At 39.9% G+C, this 19191-nt stretch carries 16 protein-coding genes; 2 read left to right on the top strand and 14 right to left on the bottom strand.

Going from position 1 to position 19191, the window contains the following annotated elements; translation table 11 throughout:
- Positions 1 to 35 precede the first annotated feature (35 nt).
- The 12 genes from ACOTX4_RS04125 to ACOTX4_RS04070 form a co-directional block, all read right to left on the bottom strand.
- Complete coding sequence (locus ACOTX4_RS04125; RefSeq protein ID WP_058670621.1) at positions 36 to 3899, bottom strand: phage tail tip fiber protein; 3864 nt, start codon at positions 3897 to 3899, stop codon at positions 36 to 38.
- A complete protein-coding gene (locus ACOTX4_RS04120) occupies positions 3899 to 4315 on the bottom strand; it encodes a DUF6950 family protein (RefSeq protein WP_058670622.1) in 417 nt (138 codons plus the stop codon). The genes ACOTX4_RS04125 and ACOTX4_RS04120 overlap by 1 nt, the downstream gene beginning before the upstream one ends.
- Before the next feature lie 70 nt (positions 4316 to 4385).
- A complete protein-coding gene (locus ACOTX4_RS04115; protein ID WP_045337892.1) occupies positions 4386 to 4865 on the bottom strand; it encodes a hypothetical protein in 480 nt (159 codons plus the stop codon).
- Between the two features lie 62 nt (positions 4866 to 4927).
- Positions 4928 to 5713: a receptor-recognizing protein gene (locus ACOTX4_RS04110; RefSeq protein ID WP_072204480.1), complete on the bottom strand. Its 786-nt coding sequence runs from the start codon at positions 5711 to 5713 to the stop codon at positions 4928 to 4930.
- Positions 5713 to 8529: a tail fiber protein gene (locus ACOTX4_RS04105; RefSeq protein ID WP_058670623.1), complete on the bottom strand. Its 2817-nt coding sequence runs from the start codon at positions 8527 to 8529 to the stop codon at positions 5713 to 5715. Before ACOTX4_RS04105 ends, ACOTX4_RS04110 begins: the two co-directional genes overlap by 1 nt.
- Before the next feature lie 34 nt (positions 8530 to 8563).
- Complete coding sequence (locus ACOTX4_RS04100) at positions 8564 to 9595, bottom strand: hypothetical protein (RefSeq protein WP_052686694.1); 1032 nt, start codon at positions 9593 to 9595, stop codon at positions 8564 to 8566.
- Positions 9596 to 9601: 6 nt separating this feature from the next.
- Positions 9602 to 9997, bottom strand: coding sequence for a hypothetical protein (locus tag ACOTX4_RS04095; RefSeq protein WP_045617251.1), 396 nt, complete (start codon positions 9995 to 9997; stop codon positions 9602 to 9604).
- A complete protein-coding gene (locus tag ACOTX4_RS04090) occupies positions 9990 to 10283 on the bottom strand; it encodes a hypothetical protein (RefSeq protein WP_045337894.1) in 294 nt (97 codons plus the stop codon). Before ACOTX4_RS04090 ends, ACOTX4_RS04095 begins: the two co-directional genes overlap by 8 nt.
- Positions 10284 to 10363: 80 nt before the next feature.
- Positions 10364 to 12358 (bottom strand): HK97 family phage prohead protease, encoded by a 1995-nt coding sequence (locus ACOTX4_RS04085; RefSeq protein ID WP_052684850.1) that lies wholly within the window; start codon positions 12356 to 12358, stop codon positions 10364 to 10366.
- A gap of 60 nt (positions 12359 to 12418) precedes the next feature.
- Positions 12419 to 13960 (bottom strand): phage portal protein, encoded by a 1542-nt coding sequence (locus tag ACOTX4_RS04080; RefSeq protein ID WP_045337895.1) that lies wholly within the window; start codon positions 13958 to 13960, stop codon positions 12419 to 12421.
- Positions 13961 to 13971: 11 nt separating this feature from the next.
- Complete coding sequence (locus tag ACOTX4_RS04075) at positions 13972 to 14454, bottom strand: hypothetical protein (RefSeq protein WP_045337897.1); 483 nt, start codon at positions 14452 to 14454, stop codon at positions 13972 to 13974.
- 28 nt (positions 14455 to 14482) lie between these two features.
- Positions 14483 to 16393 carry a terminase gpA endonuclease subunit gene (locus ACOTX4_RS04070; RefSeq protein ID WP_058670625.1) on the bottom strand — a complete coding sequence of 637 codons (1911 nt, stop codon included), beginning with the start codon at positions 16391 to 16393 and terminating at the stop codon, positions 14483 to 14485.
- A 111-nt stretch (positions 16394 to 16504) separates the two neighbouring features.
- On the opposite strand from ACOTX4_RS04070, the gene ACOTX4_RS04065 reads away from it, so the two are divergent.
- On the top strand, positions 16505 to 16894 hold the full coding sequence (locus ACOTX4_RS04065; RefSeq protein WP_058670626.1) for a hypothetical protein: 390 nt from the start codon (positions 16505 to 16507) through the stop codon (positions 16892 to 16894).
- On the top strand, positions 16891 to 17265 hold the full coding sequence (locus ACOTX4_RS04060) for a hypothetical protein (RefSeq protein WP_125183042.1): 375 nt from the start codon (positions 16891 to 16893) through the stop codon (positions 17263 to 17265). Before ACOTX4_RS04065 ends, ACOTX4_RS04060 begins: the two co-directional genes overlap by 4 nt.
- A gap of 280 nt (positions 17266 to 17545) precedes the next feature.
- On the opposite strand, the gene ACOTX4_RS04055 is transcribed toward ACOTX4_RS04060, so the two are convergent.
- Both ACOTX4_RS04055 and ACOTX4_RS04050 read right to left on the bottom strand, forming a co-directional pair.
- A complete protein-coding gene (locus ACOTX4_RS04055) occupies positions 17546 to 17752 on the bottom strand; it encodes a hypothetical protein (protein WP_125183041.1) in 207 nt (68 codons plus the stop codon).
- Positions 17745 to 18359, bottom strand: coding sequence for an NUMOD3 domain-containing DNA-binding protein (locus tag ACOTX4_RS04050; protein ID WP_058670629.1), 615 nt, complete (start codon positions 18357 to 18359; stop codon positions 17745 to 17747). The genes ACOTX4_RS04055 and ACOTX4_RS04050 overlap by 8 nt, the downstream gene beginning before the upstream one ends.
- Positions 18360 to 19191 lie beyond the last annotated feature (832 nt).

The following is a 19191-nucleotide window of genomic DNA, read 5'->3' as shown; positions in this document are numbered from 1 at the left end:
CTCCTATTAAAGACCTCCTTGTCTTTATTTAGAAGTTACATCTGAATCAGGTTCGCACCTTTACGGAAGAAAGCTATGTATGATTTTTCACGAGCAGCGTTAGCAGCACCTGACGTTGAATAGTCGGGAACTTGTCTATCGTTAGTCAAAGGTGTTACGAACTGAGGAGCAACAATAAATTTTGATGCCGCGCGATTTGCATCAATTCGAACAACAATCTGATTTCGTTGTCCTTTACCAGCAGCTGGAATAGTTATTCCTCGAAGTCCATTTGTCCAGTTTCCACCGTTGTTTCCGGTATCTTTGAAGAAATACACAAGATCTGCTTTGCCAGGAGTTTTAACAACGAGACTAAATCTGTTTCGTTCCGCACACTGAATGAACAATGTTAAGTTCGTGTCCATAATTCTGTCGTAGTTTTCACCTGTGATCCAAAATACATGGTGATCCCCTGCGTCGGCTCTATTTCCTGAAACTGGTTGATAAACCATACTGAAAGTATCACCTTCGGCCATCATAACGTCACCTTCGATGTGTTCAGCGTATACAGTTCCTCTGAAATAACCATCATTGGCTTCAATTTTGCCTCTGAAATAACCTTCATTAGCTTCAACACGTCCTCGAACAGTTACGTTATTAAACGTTGCTTGTCCGTTTTTGTTAATCATCCAACCAGCAGTTGAACCATTCCATGTGTCGGAGTTAATCTGATTACCGATTTTCGCGTTATCGATAGAACCGTTAACAATCTTGGCTCCTGTGATACTTGCGTTTTGAATCTTCGCATCGTTAATACTTGCGTTTGCAATCTTCGCGTTATTAATCGACGCATCAGCAATTTTCGCAGATCCGATAGAAGCATCACGAATCATTGCATCTTGCAGATAAACCTTGTTGTTATGCACCATGAAAGGAGGAACAGCATTAGGACGAGTGTTATTATTTGTAATAGCAATCTTATCAGCGTTAAAGATAATGCTTGAGGACTTAGTACCGTTCGGGTCGTTAGTCGCCAACATGCTAATACCTGCAACAACACCATCAGCGTTAGTCTGAACAGCCCATTTACTGTTAATCGTTCCAGTAACACGGTCGATTTCAGCTTTTGATTGTTGACTTACAGTTGCAACTTTCGAATCAGTTTCAGCGCGAACTTGTTTGATAGATTCGGCAGTAGCTTGACGATCATTAGCCTGAGTTTTTTCAACTTCGGTTATTTTCGCGTTTGTCTTTGTGAACTTATCGTTATAATCCGCTTGAACACTTTTAATAGCCTGACTAATAGCACCATCACGTTCGTTTGTTACGGTTGTATGCAGAGTTTCAATTTTTGAATTCATGTTTTTGTCAGCTTGCGCTAACGTGTCTTTTTGAGATTGAACAACTGTTTTATCAGTATATTCTTTCGCAAGTGCGTATGAATCATCAATTGATTCTTGCAGTTTCTTATCAAGATTCAGCAAGTCTTCCAACTGAGCAATATCTTGGTCATTCCAATCAACTTGCCATTTCATATCAACAAAAATAGGCTGTGACCAGATTGCATCTTCTGTTCCGAAAACGTCATACCATGCGGCACGCGCATAATAAGTACCGTCTTTCAGATTGAAGTTATCCAAGAACTGACTTGAACTCTGAAAACTTTCAACGATATCAGTGAAGTTCTGATCGTTTGCAACTTGAACAGCAGTTCCAGCGTAGTCTGGAATATTGTTTTCTAATGGGTCTTCCCATGAACACATCAGTAATCCAGGACCAGACAAAGCTTGGAAGCCTTTAATCGCTGGAGCTTGATTGTTTCGAACTTTCAACTGAACAGCAGGAGATTTCATTCCACCATGACCTACAGCGGTGATTTTGAAAGTAATCTCACGACTCAGACCATTTGCTTGGTTCATTCTGAAATCATAGATGAAACTCAGGTCTTTAGTTCTGTACGAAACAGTTTTCTTACCAGTGATTTCAATCAGATAATATTGAAATACTTCGCTGAAAGTCTGCTGTGTATTGTTAACAGTGAATTTCCGAGCGCTCTGGTCGTCCCAGGCGAATTCAAACTGATTAGCAGTAGTGGTCGTTGCATTTTCAACAGCGTTCACTAGGCGCAATCCTGTTACGCTTGGTAAGTCATAACCGATTTCAGGATTAGTATCACGCAGATAAACCCAATCAGACGTATAGAACACACCAGCCGAACAAACTCTGATATCGTATTTCTGAGTGATGTCCATGTTCATAATCATGAACCAGAAACTTGACGTGAAGCCCGCTTGATACCACTGATCAGTTCCAGAAACTGCATACTGAACGTAGAAACCTGAACGGTTATAATCCTCGTCACAATTCCACTCAACTTTGAAAGTTCTTCCGATAGCAGTTTCAGCCACACTTGATACTTTCAGATCACGAGGTGGAATCAGATATCCTTCGTTAGGAATATTTGAACCGTTGTTATTCGGGTCTTTCGCGTAGTCAAGATTTGTATAGACTTCTTCGATATACTCAGTTGCCGTAATCGTGATTTGACCAGACGAACCTTTTTCCATTGAACGTGAGATATTCTGAACACGCCATAATGAATCTGTCAGATTCAGTTCTTTCATGTTAACCCTGATAACGTCCCAGATCTGAACGGTATAAGCGTCTGACGTTGAGAAACTGATTGTTTGTTTCAACAGTGATTTGTTACGTTCGATTGAACCAAGAATATCAAGTTGCTCTTTCGATTTCACAAAGTTGTATTTCACGTCTTTCGCGATAATACGTTTATCTTTAGCAATCGTTGCATCATTCACAGTATCAGAAGGATATCTCAGAACAGTCGGAGAATAATCAGCTTCTGGATTCAGATAAGTTAAGTTCAGAGTGTTGTAATAATTTTCAGAACCACCGGATGATAACGAAACAGTTCCAGCAGTGATTGTGTTTTCATCAAAGTCATAAGCAACAACATCAGGTCCGTCAATCTTACAAGTCATTTTGCCAAACGATGGAAATACCAATGCGTTGAACGACTGAGCCATCTGGAGAATATTCTCTTTGAATGAAGCATTCGGATCAGGAGCACCATCCGAGAACATGTTATTAGCAACTGCATAATCAGCAGCGTATTTGAAAGAATCAAGATTCACTAAGTCAAGAGGAATTCCCAGACCGTAACGTTCATTAGTAATATAATCCAGTAACTGACTTGGACCATTTCTTGAAGCTGTTCTTCGTCCTGTAGGCAGATCGTTAACTAATAGACCATTAACATCAACTGCTACTTGACTGTTAGGCTGAAGGATATCAGCTTGGTTTTGCAGATCTTTGTTACGTTTGCGCATAACAACACAGACAGCAGAAACGTTATTACCAGTTGCAGTATCAGGCCAGCCAAGATCTGGATCTTTACCGATGTATTTTTGAGCAAGACTGAAAACGTGACCATTTGGAGAACCAACTGAGAATTCAACTTCAACAAAGTTTCTGTATTCTTCGCGAATATTGCCTTTGCTTACGATTCCATCTCTGTATTCTGAATCAGTCAGAATTTTTTTATTATCCATGTACAGGTTTCTGAAACAGTCGATTTGTCCTTCACTGACTGCAAAAATCTGAACAAGATAAGTTGTGTCTTTACCAACAGATTTCCAAACGTTGATTGTTCCTGAACGAGTTGAACCATACAAAGCAGGAATAACAGTTGTCGGATCAGATGTCGTTCCTAATGTCGTTGCGGTGTCTGTGCTATCTATTCGAGGAACGTTCTGTTGAGTCGCCATATAACTTGTTAAGCCTGACAGAGCAGCAACAGCAATACCAATACCGATGGAAATAGCGAGAGAAGCACCCGCGACGTATGCAGCAGCAGCAGCAGAAGCACCCGCGATAATTGCACCAATAGCAATAACAGCCATTATTTTCTCCTATTATAAATTAATTCATAATCGACGTCTTTTATATTCATTACTTGATAGACATCATCATGAACCGTGATTACTTTTTCGTTAATAACAATACTTGCTGAATAATAGATACGTCTGCCGTGTTTCTGTTTGATAAGAATAACTGAGCCTGTTTCAATCGTTTCTGATTGCTCAAGATGTTTTTCACACGCTTCGAGAACGTTATTGAATCCTACAAGTTTTTTACAAAGTCTTAGACCTTCAACGATATCGCTGTATTGGTCTTTCATTTTCGAAACATAGTCTGTTCCGTAAAGCATATCGATATAATCAGCAACCAGAATATTGCAGTCGTTTTGACCGAACTGGTGTTTCTTGTTGATATATCGATTTAATAATTTTGATAAGTCAGATTGGAATTTGAACATATTTCACCTCTGACTTTATTTAGAACCAAAAAAAGGACTCACGAGGAGTCCTTTTTAACCAATATACTGATTATTCTTCTGAACCAGTTGAAGTCTTATCGACAATACCAGAAGCAACTGGACCACCATCAACACTCAGAGTCATTTGCTGTGCAGTAACTTCGGTCTCACCACCTGAACGAGTTGCAGAAGCCAAGAATCCGTTGTAAACAGTCGCAACACCAACTTCACGACCAGCATCCATCCAATAGACAATCTTGAACTGACCACGTTTGCCATCTTCTGCAAGCTGGAAAAGCTGATCATGAATAGAGCCTGGAATATAGTTAACGGTTAAGTCGATATCAGGAACAGAGCCACGACCTAGCAGTTTACGACTATATTTGTGAGTATAGTTAGGAGCAGTAATTACTTCACGCTCGATACCAGTCTGAGGGAATGCACCAGTTTCAGGAATTTCAACAAAGTCCTGAGAATTGATATCAGAGTTGGTGATATCAGAGTTGTAATAAACGCTAACGTATGAGCCAGCGAAAATATCTTTTTGCATTTTAATTTCCTTTATTAATTAATAACAACTATATTTAGATATGGAATTTTTATTAGAAAAATTTATAAACGTGACCCGTAGATATTACCGAGTTTTGTCCAAGTTGGAGCAGAACCATATAGTGCTGCACCTGCTGCACCACCGGGATAATTTGTAATTTTACCACCGTCATTAGTGCCAGAAGCACCAGGACGTCCTACGTCACCGCCAGCCCCGCCAGTAGTTCCGTAACGAGTTTTTGGTGGAGTTGCACCAGGCGCTGTCAATGTAGCTGCATAACCGTCTTTTGAATCTCGACCTCCAGCTATACCAGCCGGACCAAATGGACGACCACCAGAACCGGCAGATACCATATTCTGTCCCGGACGTGCGCCACCTCCACCACCGCCTCCACCACATATTGCTCCGTTGTTTTCGATGCGAAGTTTTGTTCCGATACTGTTCAGAATACAAGGTCCGCCAGCTTGACCCGAAGTCTGGCCATTACTAATACCAGCTCCTCCTCGACCGTAAATTGTCGCGTTAACTCGAAGCGTTACATATGCATTTGGAAGATTTGATGGAAATTCTAAACAAGGAACTCCCGTATTCTGGGCAACCAGATCACCAGAAATGACAACGACTGCTGGAGTTGCACCCAAAGCACGAAGTTTATTAATCAGGTCGTTTCGGTCATAGTTGTGATTGGCACCCAACGTGATTGTAATTTCTTTTGATTGTCCGGCCATCTGTGACATCCAGAAAGGAACACTGATGCGTAATGCAGCACCAGCTTCTTTCATCCAACGCTGCCCAGTTTCCTGAGCAGCAGATTCACCAATCCAACCAGGAGCATTAACTACTGCCATTATTTTTCTCCCTCAAGTTTTTTCAGTCGAGCCGAAAGTTCGTTGATTGCGTTGATTAACAAAGCGTTAACACCAGCGGAAGAAACATTCAGAATATCATTGTTTTCTATTACAGCTTCAGGAAGAACTTTCTGGAGTTCTTGAGCGATAACACCAGCTTCTGTTGATGAATATTCAGAATCGGTTAATGATTTCTTCTTGTCATAGACATAACCAGTAAGTTTAGAAACTTTATCAACTGCGTTTTCAATCGTTCTGAAATTCTTTTTCAGTCTTTCGTCTGAACGAATATAAACGTTGTTAAAGTTGCCGTTTCCTTCACCGTAGACATCTCTGTTGAAATAAATGTCATTCTGACGAAGAAGAATTGTCGTGTTCCATACATAGTTATGGAAAGTCACCGTGTTATCAGAACCACCACAACCGACATAGAATGCGTTAACACCGGCTCTTGTTCCGTGAAGATAAATCGCCTGATTAGCAGCGCTTGAGTTTATTCTAACCGCGGCACCATTCGCGTTTGATAGAACTTGCCCGTTAGATGTCATTCTAGGAACAGTCACTCCGCCGCCCACTGTAACATCACCATTAAATGATATAACATGAGAGTTGTTAGGACGTTCTTCGAAATATGCAATGTAAGACGATTCGCCTGAAATTTCCAAACGACCACCTCTTGATGCATCACCAGCATGAAATATTCTCATATTTCTTGGGTTTGCACCCGCTTTGTTAAAGTTAATCGAACCGTTGTTAGGAACTGTAACACCACCGTTTGCTTGAATCGTGTTTTCAAATTCGTGACGACCACCATTACAGCGATAATGAATAACTTTATCTGCACCTGCGTAGATAACGCCTTTCTCTGTTCCATTACTTGTCTGTAACCAAAAATGACTGTTTCCGTCACCTCTTGAATAAATTGATCCGTTTCTAGCAATAATCGCAGGACCTGTTACATCTTTATCAAAATATGCATGACCAGTTGTGAATTGTCCAACACGTTGACTATTAGAAACAACTTCAAGAACACCGTCGCTGACTTGTCTGAATCCTGTATCGTTGTCACCGATTGCAATAGAGTTATTACCCAGTCCCGAAACGCCTGTATATCCTACAGCAAGAGCTGGATCACCATAAGAAAAGTTTCTCGTCCATGCAGTCCAAGGACCGTTACTATAAAACGCTCTCTGATAACTTCGTCCGGTGTTATATACTCGATAAATCTGAATAATACCCGCTGCCTGATAAACTTCTAATGATCCTGCGTTATTTTCGGGATAATTCAGCGCTGCGGACGTATTTACGTTTGCGTCTTGATAATAGAATCCTGGCTCCCTTACATCGTTTAACTGTCTATTAGCACCCAAACTTTGCTTGAACGTCGGTTTCGTATCCAAGAATCCCTTGATTTGTTCAAGAAGATATCCATTTTTAAATCCCGAAGGATGTGATCCGCCAGAAAATGCAAGATTCAAGTTACCGTCATTAGCAACAAACGTTGTTCCGTTTCTGCGATAAATTACGTCAATGTCAGCGCGAGGAGACCTAACACTAGTATCGGATGCGAATGTTCCTTTTGTGCTAACGTCACCCGTTCGGGCATTAATAACTACAGTTCTTTTCCCGTCTCCGAGATCGGAGCGAATTCCTACTCCATACCATGATTTGATGTCAACGTTGCATGTTTCCCATGTCGAACCGTCACCGTTACCTGGATAGATACCGTTCGTTTTGGTGTTTCCGGATGAATTCACAGAAACACCCTGATTCGCTGTTAACAGACCTGTCATTGTGTCACCAGCTTTATTAACTTTACCATTTACAGCAGCGTTAACGTTATTCAAAGCATCAGTTGCTTTTTTATCAGCAGCAGTGGCTTTATCAGATACTGGTTTAATCTGTCCATCAACATAGTCTTTACGAGTTAAAGCGCCTGCCGATGTGCTTTGTACAGAACGAACCAAAACACGGTCAACTTGCAGTGTTCCCGCAGTATCAAGAACCATCTGTTGATTATCGCTTGAAATATCCGGTCTAAAGAAAATTCCTCGCTTAGGAGCACCGATAACCAAATCGTTATCAGCGTTTGAACGAATCTCAGTTTGTTTCAATTTAAGAATCGTATCACCAGGAGTTGCAATAGTAAGATTTCCGGTCATTGTGTCGCCAGCTTTGCTTACTTTATTTTTTGCAAGTTCGGTATTTCCATCGCCTAATGAATCAATTCTTGCGTTAATTTCAGTTTTTGCAGTATTAAGATTGTCTGTAGCTTTTTTATCGTTAGCGTCAATCTTTGTATTCAGAGTTTTATTAACACTGTCAACTTTATCAGAAACTTTCTTAACTTCTGAATCAACATAGTCTTTACGAGTAGCGTTTGATTTCTTACTAGGAGAAGCAGGGAGATCGATTGTCCCGTCACCGTTTAGAATAAACGTGTTCTTAGTGTCACTTGCTGAACCGTTCTTTACCGTGATTCCTAAAGAGCCTGAACCGTCTGTTTGTTTAGGAGCTTTGATAGTAGCTTTCTCTTTATCGAATTCGTCAAAAAATCGAATTGCAGATTCATCGGAACTTTTCAGAGTAGCGTTTTCGGTGTTTGTTTCTTTTGCTGTTACTTTGCCTGTGAAAGTCTGACCGCCTTCGACGATAGCATCTGCACCGTTTGCAATATTAACGATAGAAGTTCCCACTTTCGTGAAAACTTTCTTATCAGTTAAGTTAATAGCGATTTCACCTTCTTCAAGTTTTGCAGGATCAGGCTTACGTCCTGCAACTTTTGTTCTATAGTGTTTGACTTTATTATTAGCCATTTCAGTCTCCAGTTGATTAACAACTTCCGTGTTATCAGAATTCTCCTGCGTCGAGGATTTCACCTAATGCAACGCAATTAATATCAATCGGTTTCGGTTTGTTGCTCGGTGAATAGACTTCTGCACCTTTGACTTTTACCGAATCAGAATTGATTACTGTTGTATTTAGAGTTTTAATTGTTGCAGTTGTAGCGGAGATTTCTTTAACAGTCAGTTTATTATTAATCGTAAGTGAACCTGTGATTGTCCCACCTTCGATAGACAATGCACCGATTTCTTTCGTTGTTGGCTTTTCAGATTCTGTATAGACTTTTATCCACTTGCTTTGTTTAATCGAACCATCAGGATTAAACTGTTTGTTTCTTACTCTCAGAGCTGAATCACCGACAGACGTTCCGATCAGTTCCCAACCTTGTCCAGTTGGATGCTGAATAGCCATAGAAGCTGTATCTTGAGAGAATGGGTTTCCAGTGTTATCAGCATCAACAGTTATCCATCTGTTACCGGATAATTTACCAAAATCACCCACACCCGGAATATCTTCTGTTCCTGCACCAACACCGAATTCACCAAGATATAGAGGACGTCCGAATTCTGCATAACCAGTTGTTAATTTACCTTCAGGACTTAGAGTAAAGGTTTTAACAACAGCAGAGTTATCACCGCCTGATACTTGTTTTTTTGTAACGTAAGTGTCGAAGATATGATATAAACCAGCATGAGAACGTTCGGCATATTCATCTTCGTCAACAACGTAAAGCGCTCGTAAACGAACTACGGACTTATTCAACAAAGCATCTTCAAGAGTTTGAACAAATTCATCATCCGTTTCATAGACGGCAATATTAACATCGTCAATTTGAACATCACTTGAAAGTTTATTCGTAAAATCTTCTCTGTAATCTTCCATTTGGACTACAGCTTTTTTAATTCCGATTTGAGGAAAAGAAGCAATAGACCCAGCTTCGATATATCCAGGATCGTAATAGCTCGGATTCTCAACATCGGTTGTTTTGTTAACGGCAACTTTTACGTAATTGCCAAGAAACATATCTTTTTGTTTCATAGATCCTCACATGAAATATTCGAGAGTTAAAACAACTTGAGCACTTACGTTACCGTCGGAACTTTCATTTGAATAACTTGTGAAACTCGAACTTGGGTAAATTTTATTGATTTTAAATTCTCTCAGATAAGCAGAGTCGGGACTCAGAGTAACAATTTTATAAACTGCTTCATGAACACCAGTTTCATTAATCTCCGAGAAAACATCAAATGTGATATTTAAAACACAAGCAAGTTTCGAATTAAGACCAATTCGAGTATATTCTTCTTGCATCTCAGGAATCATAACTTGAACTTCTTTTTTAACTCCTGTCGTGAAAGCGTCTTGAACGTATTTGATATTTTGACTTTGAAGATATTTCTCTAAAGAGCGTTTAATACCGAGTCTTGGCATATTAGACATATTTACTTCCTTCGTCGTTTGTTAATGATAGATATCCATCGACTAAACCAGAGCCGTCCCTGACGACATAAGCAACTCGATACGTATTATCAAAAAGTTCTACAATGTCATCCTGTGTGATCCAGAGAGCGTCGGTCGTTATGTATAAAGTTTCACTGACTTGACCGTTTTCGTTTAGAATCTGAGTTTCTACGATAGCAAGTCTTTCAGTTTGATTAATCGTAACTTTCTGACCAAATCGAGTCAGAAAAGCTTTTTTCTGTTTTTCTGTGTATGGGAAAATCATGATGTCTCCTTTTTATTTTATTTAGTCCAGAAACGAAAAAAGGGACCCCTTTCGGAGTCCCTTGAGTTAATCAATTAAGATTAAGCAGATGCTTTCTGAGCAGCTTTAACTTCTGCTGGAGTACCTTTTTCGTAAAGGAACAGACGATCATCAGCACAAACTTTCCAGTCGATGTCAGCCCAAACACGTGGAACAACAGCACCTTTGTTACGGTAAGTTGTGTCGTCCAGGTCAAGTGCAAGACCTTCCCACTCAGCAACAGTAACAGCGGAGAAGTCACCAGCGATAACCTGACCATCTTTCACCAGACCGGATCCGATAACGTCCTGTCCACCGATTTTGTTCATGTCGTCGATGATATAACCAGCAACGTTTGCATCACGCAGAGTGGTTTTCAGATCACCTTCAAGAGCAGCAGAAATCAGATATTTGAAAACGTCCATTGAAACGCCGTTGCCTTTAGCTTTTGCAGCTTCAACGATGAATTCTTTGTAGGTCATTCCCATTTTCTGAGCGACTAACTGAGCAACGATTGACTCAGGAGCTTTAGAATCGGTAATAGAACCGAACATCAGACCTTCCAGTTTAGCGCGTGAGTGCTTAACGATGTGATCAGAGATGAAGCTTCCCAGATTAGGCATAGTCAGCAGAGCTTGACGAGAAATCGGGTTACCACCAGTAAATGTCTTAGGCATGAACTGAATGTTGGTGAAAGTGCTTTCACCTTCTGGAGATTCACCGTTTTCGTCAACGAAACCGAATGCTTCAACAGAGGATTTAGTCTGCTTAGGAACAGAAATCGGAGTAGTCAGACCAGTCAGGAAGTTCATTCCCAGCTTATCAGCTACGGTATCTTTCAGAAGCATTTCAACGAATGAATCATAACGCTGAACTTCTTGTTGTACGCTTGATACAGTAGAAACAGTGTTAATAGCGCGTTTCTGAGACAGAGCATTAACTGGCAGATAGATACCGGTTGAAACGTTCTGACCACGTTGCAGACGCTTACGAGTCATTTCCTGAGTATATTCAGCAGCAGCACCGCGAACAGCTTTACCAGCCATCATAGAGCGAACAGCATCACCAAGGTCAAATTTATTTTCCAGATTTACTTTAGTATCTTTAGTCATTTTACGAATCACCGTAGGAGCTTTGTTAGGTTTAATAGAGCGTTTAAATGCGCGAGCGGTCATGCCTTTAGCAATTGCTTTTGCAACATCTTTCTGCGGAACTTTATAGCGTTCTGCTACTTCCAGAATTTCTTCTGTTTCTTCTTCGCGTTCTTCTTCTGTCAGTTCATCAAGAGCAGGAACAGCTTCAGGAGAATCGTCAGTTGCATTTACAGCATCATCACCAGCGTTTTCAGCTTCAACTTTGTCTTCTTCAAGAATTTCTTCGCGTTTAGCACGAGCTTCATCAGTCAGAGATTCGATTTCGTCGATAGACATATCAGTCAGTTCTTCAATCGCCATTTCAACGATGTCTTCTGCGGTCATTTCTTCAAAACGTTTCATTCGTTTATTTCCTTTATTTGTTAAATTAGATTTTTCGCGAATCTTTACTTCGCTTTTGTTACTTGTATTTAGAAGTCTTCCCAAACCAACGGAATCGTCAGCAGGAACAGTTACAAACGAAATCTCATAAGGAGACCACAGAGTCACCATAAGATTTTCACCTTGAAGTTCATATTCGTTCAGGTCATAACCGAAAGAGATTTTAGAAATCGTACCTTCTTTGACTTTCTCACGAACTTCATTTGCCAATTCGCCAAATTTGCTGAATTGGACTTTTGCACGACCGATACGGTCTGCATCGATTCGAACAGAACCAGGAATTACTTTACCGAGATGATTATCGAAATTATGGTTAAACAGCAAAGCAGCACCGTTATTAATTCGAATCAGGTCAGCATTATGAGGACCCTCGTGAACTAGAATTTCATTAACAGTAATTGGATATCCGTTTTCATCTTCAATCTGACGCTCAACAGGAGTTTCAGAACTGAATGCAATTTCAAAAATACCATCGGTTTCAGTAACGTCGGAAACTGTGTATTCACGTTTTAGACGTAGCATTTTTATCCTCAATTAATAGAGACTCCGAAGAGTCTCTTTTGATTACGAAAGTATTTAGTATTATTCCGAGGTGTTATCCGAATTAATTTCAGCAACTTCTATTTGTGCTTCGCCAGCCAATTCAGCAGGCGCAGAAGCCACTTTAATTTGGTTATCGTATTTAGGCACATATCTTGTTCTCTCTTGTTCAATCTGACTGAACACGCTTTCTGGATCTTCACTACGACTAATAATAACGTCAGCAGCAGATTTAAATCCGTTCTCAACGTCCATAACATCTTTCTGAGTATCTTTAAGTGGGTCGATAGATTCCCATTTAGGGAATGTCCAAGTGATTTGAAGCATCACGGAATTAACACCAGTCATACGAATTGGTAATTCTTCGTTCAGAATCATCCATTGTAACCAGCGTTCAAAAATAGCTTCAAAAACTTGCTCTTTCAGATTTCGTTGAACAGACTTAAACATTACACGTTGAGCTTGATCACCGAAGCGAGCAGCAGAATAGTTAATGTTACTGGTATCACCTTTCCAACCTTGCTTATAGAAACCGTATCCCATAGACAGATGGTCTTCTAAGCGTTCTGTGAAGTTTAAGAAATCATCACCGCCCTGAGTTGAGCTAAATTGCTTAATATCATAACCAGCAGGCAATTTGTTAATCGTACCAGCTTCGAATTCTTGAATAATATCAGGCTCAACATAATCGCCTTCGTTATCTTCAAGACCAAGATCCAAGTTTTCTTGTGAGTCTTTATCTTGAGTGATGAAGCCCATAGAACTTGCAGCAGCACGTTTTTGCACCAGAGTTGAGAAAGTAAACGCGTTATATTGATTCATCGTGTCAATATTCGCTACAGCCTCTGGAATGCCTCTGCGTTGATCCGGGAATAATTCTCTGTAATAGTGAATAATCTCGTTCGCAGGAACAGAATATGAACCGCCTTTCTCTGTTTGGGTCATTGCATCAATTTCAGAGAACCAATAACGAATAGGACAATCGTCTTGGTCGTATTCAATACCATCTAAGATATAACCGTCTTCCGTTTGCTCTCTATCACCGAATTTACAACGAGCAGATTCGATAATGCTAATTTTAAAATCAACAGGAGTTTCGTGAATCTGAATGAAAACTTCACCGTCGATAAAACGCGAACGTTCGACCAGTTCTTGAAAACGACGCCAGTTAATACGTCCGTTTTTGCTGAATTTCTTAGGCTTGCTTGACCACATTTTAAAGTGATCATCAATCAGAGTATTCAGTTGAACGTTAGGTTTTCCTTTAGCTGTCAAAAGACGAGGCTGAGGATTAATACCTTCACCGATAACGTTGTCAACTTGATACTGAACAGCACGTTTACCCATAGGTGTGTTAATGCTGATAGTTCGAGACATCGCACGAAGATTATCACCGCTTGTTCTGATATCGTTGTTAATCGTTGCAGTTCGAATCAGGTTCTGTTGAAAATCATCATCAAGACGAGAAGTTACAGGACCAATCATTCTCTTCAGGTCATTACCAAAAGCTTGACTGTTATCAACGACCAGTTTTTTATGTTTTACACGTTTTACTAGTTTCTGTTTATTACGAAACCATGTCATTGGATTCCAATTCATGATGGATTTTTAAACCTCGCTTTAATCGTAACGATAGGAGATTTTCCTTTCGCTTCGTTTTCAGCTTGAACAATAGAATTAAGCTGAGATAAAAATTTCTTACGAGCATTCAGCAGAGAATCAAGAGTTTCATAAACGAAAGATTTTCCGTTAATACTCATTTGCTGAATTGCTTCTTCATTAGAAGTCAGACGATATTGAATAACTTTGTCTAGGTCGTTAATCATTTCTCGAAGCTGTTGTTTCTTTGATTTTTCGTTAAACGGCGATTTAACTTTAATTAACTCATTAGACAGCAAGGAGCCATCTTCAAAAATAACAATAGAGAAAACACCTTCAATGAATTCAGAAGAATCAACCCCGATATTTTCGGGGCAATTTTCTTGTTCGAAAAGAACAGTTTCTTTAGAGCCAATTTGAACAGATGCACCTTGAGGATTAGTTAATTCCAGTTTTTCACCGATGAAAATTTCTTTCATGGGATATCCTCTCTGTAATATTCTTTATTTAGTTAAGCCATCCACGCTTAGTTTTATTCTGACGACGAACAGGAGGACGAGCCTTAACACGCTGTGGCTTGTTTTCTTGTTCTTCTTTATGTTCGTATTCAACATCGTCAATAACTTCAGTAGCATCGTCCTGTTCGTTTTTGGCTATCTCTTTTGCTTGCATCTTGCGCCATTCATGCCATTTGATTTTTTCAAGCACTTGTAAGCGAGCACAATAACCGTAGTTGAAACAGTCCAGACCTTCGTTTCGGACGCCGCCTTGTTTAATAACCCAACGAACGGTATTACCAGAGCGTTTTAATTCTTCGGACATAAGCTGTTCGCAGTAATCATCTGGAACATCATCAGAGATTTCGACTCTGACTGGTGTATTTCCAGATTTCACGCTTCTGTTTAGCAGTTCACGAACTAAGTTTTTTCCTTGGTTAACACCAATCATATAAAGTTCATAACCACCGGTTTTCGTGATTTTCGTTGGAACATAAGGGGCATCAACAGAGCTGGCACCTTTAATTGCTTTCAGGTTTGTCCACTGAGAGCAGAAACGATAGATTGTTTTAGTCGCTCGACCGTTTGAGCTATCGACGTTTACCCACGCTAAAGGAACCTTTCTTCCCGAAGCTGTTCTGAACGGTGCTTTCACGTATGCAAGCAATTCTTTATAAGCAGGAGAATCGATAACCTCAGCGTTCATTGTCATAAAGCTACGATGTGCAAGAATATAAACGGTTCGTTCGTTATGACCCATCAGAGTTATTTCTAAACGGTCTTGCTGTTGGTCAACACCAGCTGTCATGAACAAACAATCTTCTGGAATATTACGAATACCGATATCAGTTTTCAGTACGTTTAATTTACTGATTTCCACATCCTCGTTCAGATCATCAAAAGGCAATCCTAAAACGGTGTTATAGAACGTTGACAAACTGAATGTTTGATAAGCATTTTTGAAATCTTCAACAACGGACTTTATTGAACTCATAGGACTATACAAACGACTAACATGGAATCCTGCTGTATCAGATTCTGGATTAGTCACAATCCAATTACCGTTTGCTAATGCTCTTGCCCGTTGTGCTTCTGTGATTGTTTCATTACAAGAAGGACATTCAAGACGCGCAGTTTCTGGATCTGGTACTGATTTGCCATCTTGTTTAATCCAATCGAATTTGATGTTTTCCCAAACAATCTCATGAGAATGATCGCAATGAGGACAATCGATATGGAATTTACGTCTATCGGATGCTTCATATTGGGTATTGATAGCACCGTATTTGCCAGTAGGCGTCGAACTGATAAAGATTCGGGCGTCTGAACCGAAAGTTGTTGCACGCTGTTCGGCAATCATTATCGGATTGCCTTCTTCTGTATCAGTATCGACAGCATCAACTTCATCAAGCAGAAGCAATGGCAGAGTTTTACCGCGCAAGTGAGAAGGGGAGTTCAAACTCATGAAATACCAGAAACCACCATTTCGTAGCTGAATCTGACTGGTGTTATTAACTGCGTTTCTGTCATTCTTATCAGTAACGATTTTTTGCATCTCTTCGGATGCGTCAATCATCGGTTTAATTTTACCACTGAGCCATTGTGTCGTTTCTTTCGCTGTAGACTGTAGAACCCCCGCATTGCCTGGATCTGTAGCTGATTTATAGAACAGAACACCGTTCAGAATCGTCGTTTTGCCGATCTGCGCAGAAGTCATAAGAACGATTTTCTTCTTCTTGCCTTTGATAGCGTCAATCATTCCGCGCTGAAATTCGAAAAGTCGCATTGGCTGATCAGCGTATGGTCCATCAGGGAAGATTAAGTTCTGTTCAACCCATTCTGACGGGGTGTAATCAGCAGGAGGCATAATAAAAGTCTTTGATGCCTTTATAATTTTTTTGAGTTTTTCTAAGTTTGTCATATTCACCTCTGACTGTATTTATGAAATAATCCATAAATTGTTTTAGAGGTCGCTTGCATCTGGATTTCCGCCTGTTAAAGTTCAATTCATCGAAACACGGGGAACAACGAAATGAAAACTGAACTGACTGTTGAAAACAAAATTGCTTTTGATTTAAACGCTGGGACTGAAATCTCTGAACGTGAGCTTGCAGAAAAACATGAAGTTCCTTGTTCTGTTGTTCGTCGTGTAAAAGCGAACATTGAGAAATATACCGTTGTCGAAACTGTTGATGTTGTTGAAGCTAAAAAAATTATTAATCAAGCTTTCGGTATCGATAACATCGAGAAACTTTTGAAATCAAAATCTGCTAATAAAAAACCTGCCGATATAAGCGTAATTATCTTTAATCGCTCGGAAGGAGACTTTGCATTATTCAGTAAGCAGATGAATGGAAAATCATCTGCATATATCAAAGACCAATTTTTACGCTGTGTTAATTTAAACAAGGATTCACAATGAAACATATAATCTCTATTGCTCTTTCTCTTGCTTCTTGTTCAGCATTAGCTAATGAAGTAAGAACTTGCGATATGACTCTGTATCATCAGATCGAAGGTGAAATGCTTGAGAAATATAATCTCAAACAGAATACAACTGTGATTGATAAAGGGAATAGTTTTGTTATTTCCTCAGGTATTAGTCTCGAAGAAAAATCCCCTGCGCTGGATAAAACAGCAGATAACGGAACAATTTTCTCAGAAGAAACAAAAGGAACAACGTGGACATCGTTTGCGAAAGGCAAAGACGAAACAGGATATTTCTACGTCTATAAAAATAACGTGAACAAATCGATGAAAACTACTGTCTGGTTATTCGATAACTGTCGATGAAAAATCATATGCAACTCGTGATTCCTCCTGAGTGGAATCACGATTTCGATATTAGTCGATGTGGTAAGTTCATAACGCTGAAACTCTTTATACCGAACGTTTCCGTGATGTTAGGTCATAGAGCAAAGAGGATAACGATTAGAGCTATGTTTGACTGTTTTCAGTTCAAAGATAGGAAGATTCAGAGAATCTTGATTGATTTGATGGAAGAACTTAACAAAAGTTATCACGCGAGAATTGATATACGATAGATACCGAAAAGGGAGCTAGTGCTCCCTTTTTATTTGTTAGTTGATAGACCAAGACGACAAAGCTTGATGTCTTCTGAGGCAGTCGCAGGGTTGTAATCCTGTGTATTACAAACAACATAACGTGTTTTAACTTGATTGATGCTTACTGTGCTGTTGATGCAAGCTGTAAGACTGAAAGCGCCCACAATAGCTAGCGCGATTAATACGGGTCTTAGAAATTGTTGAGTCTTAGACATTCGCTGTCTCCTTGTTAGCGTGACGTGCTTTCTGTGCTTCTGACATTCTGCGTTTGGTTTCTTCTGATTTAGGACCAGTTTTGCGACCGCGTAGAGCATCACCGATTTTTTGTTTCGTATCATCAGAGCGAGTCTGACCAGATTTTGCTTCTGAGATTTTACGACGAGTTTCATCAGAGACTTCGTGACCCATCATAGAAGCGGAGATTTTCGCGTTTCGCTGTTTAATTTGTTCTTCTGTCATTTTGTCAAAGACCTTACCACCGGAGTTTCCTTTAGAGATATTTAAAATATTAACTTCCGCTTTGCGTGCTGATTGAATGCATTCAGATTCGAAGTCATACGCTTCTTGTTCAGATTCAAAATTCTGTAGAACGATTTTATAAACGATATCTGAGTCGTTCATTTCAGCGAGTTTTTCCTGAACTCTGCAACCAGAACCGATATACGACATATCAGGCTGACCGTTGAAAGCTTGTTTGCCGAAATAAACGAATGATTCATTGTTGATACTGAAAACGGTTTTATAAACGCTGAAACCGGTTGGCTCAGAGTTCAGTTCAGAACGGGTTTTGTAAGTTATGTTGTTGATAGTTCTTTTGTACATTTTGAGATTCCTTAAAGTTTGATGTAAGTGATTGGCATTCAGATGTTTTTCTGAATAACACTTGTATTTAGTAAACTAGGAATCTCTATTGGTCTGATTCAATAACAGTGATAGCGAGCCGTAGGCGAAGCGACAACAATCAAGGTCGGTATCAAAGCAGGATGCATCAGGTTCAATCTGGCTGGTTTAGATGAACAGGTGTATCAAGATGGTCAGTAGAGCAGGGAGAAGCGAGGAGGGACGATAAGGTCAGTAAAGACGATAACGACCAGATCTCTATCAAAGACGGGGCTTGCCCGTTCGACGTAGCGATAGCGAAGGAGAACTCACTAACGCTATCTGATTTAAATAACGATCATTAAGTTTATCTGATTTTCAGATCTGGTTATAATGCAGTTAGAAGTTATTGATTATGATCAGAAAACAATATTGTGAGCGTCAGCGAACGCGCGAAGCGCTAATAATCGTATCTAGTAATAATTACTGATCATCAAGTTCAATATCTATGATCATAGCGATATGGATTAACTTCTATCTGTCGCGCTTCGCGCTAATGTTATTAATTATGGCTTCGCCAGTTCGCTTCGCTCACATCTTTGTCGCTTCGCTTTGGTTTATAGTGTTTACTGCTTGTACATCCTTCCATATCATCTTTATCCAATTGTTCTTATAGGGCGATTTTTTCTAGGGTCCATGCGCTTCTCCGGGATGCATCGATGCGCTATCGATGCGTTTTATCAGTGCATCGATGCGCTTGCTCCGATTGATTTTGATCATTCAGTGCTGTACCGAAAATTATTTTACCAAGTTGTTTACGACTATCACCGAGATG

Source organism: Enterobacter cloacae complex sp. IR5459 (assembly GCF_049238005.1).
Classification (GTDB): Bacteria; Pseudomonadota; Gammaproteobacteria; order Enterobacterales; family Enterobacteriaceae; genus Enterobacter; species Enterobacter hormaechei_C.
The sequence above is the reverse complement of the archived record's forward strand: the minus strand, read 5'-3'. Positions and strand labels throughout refer to the sequence as shown.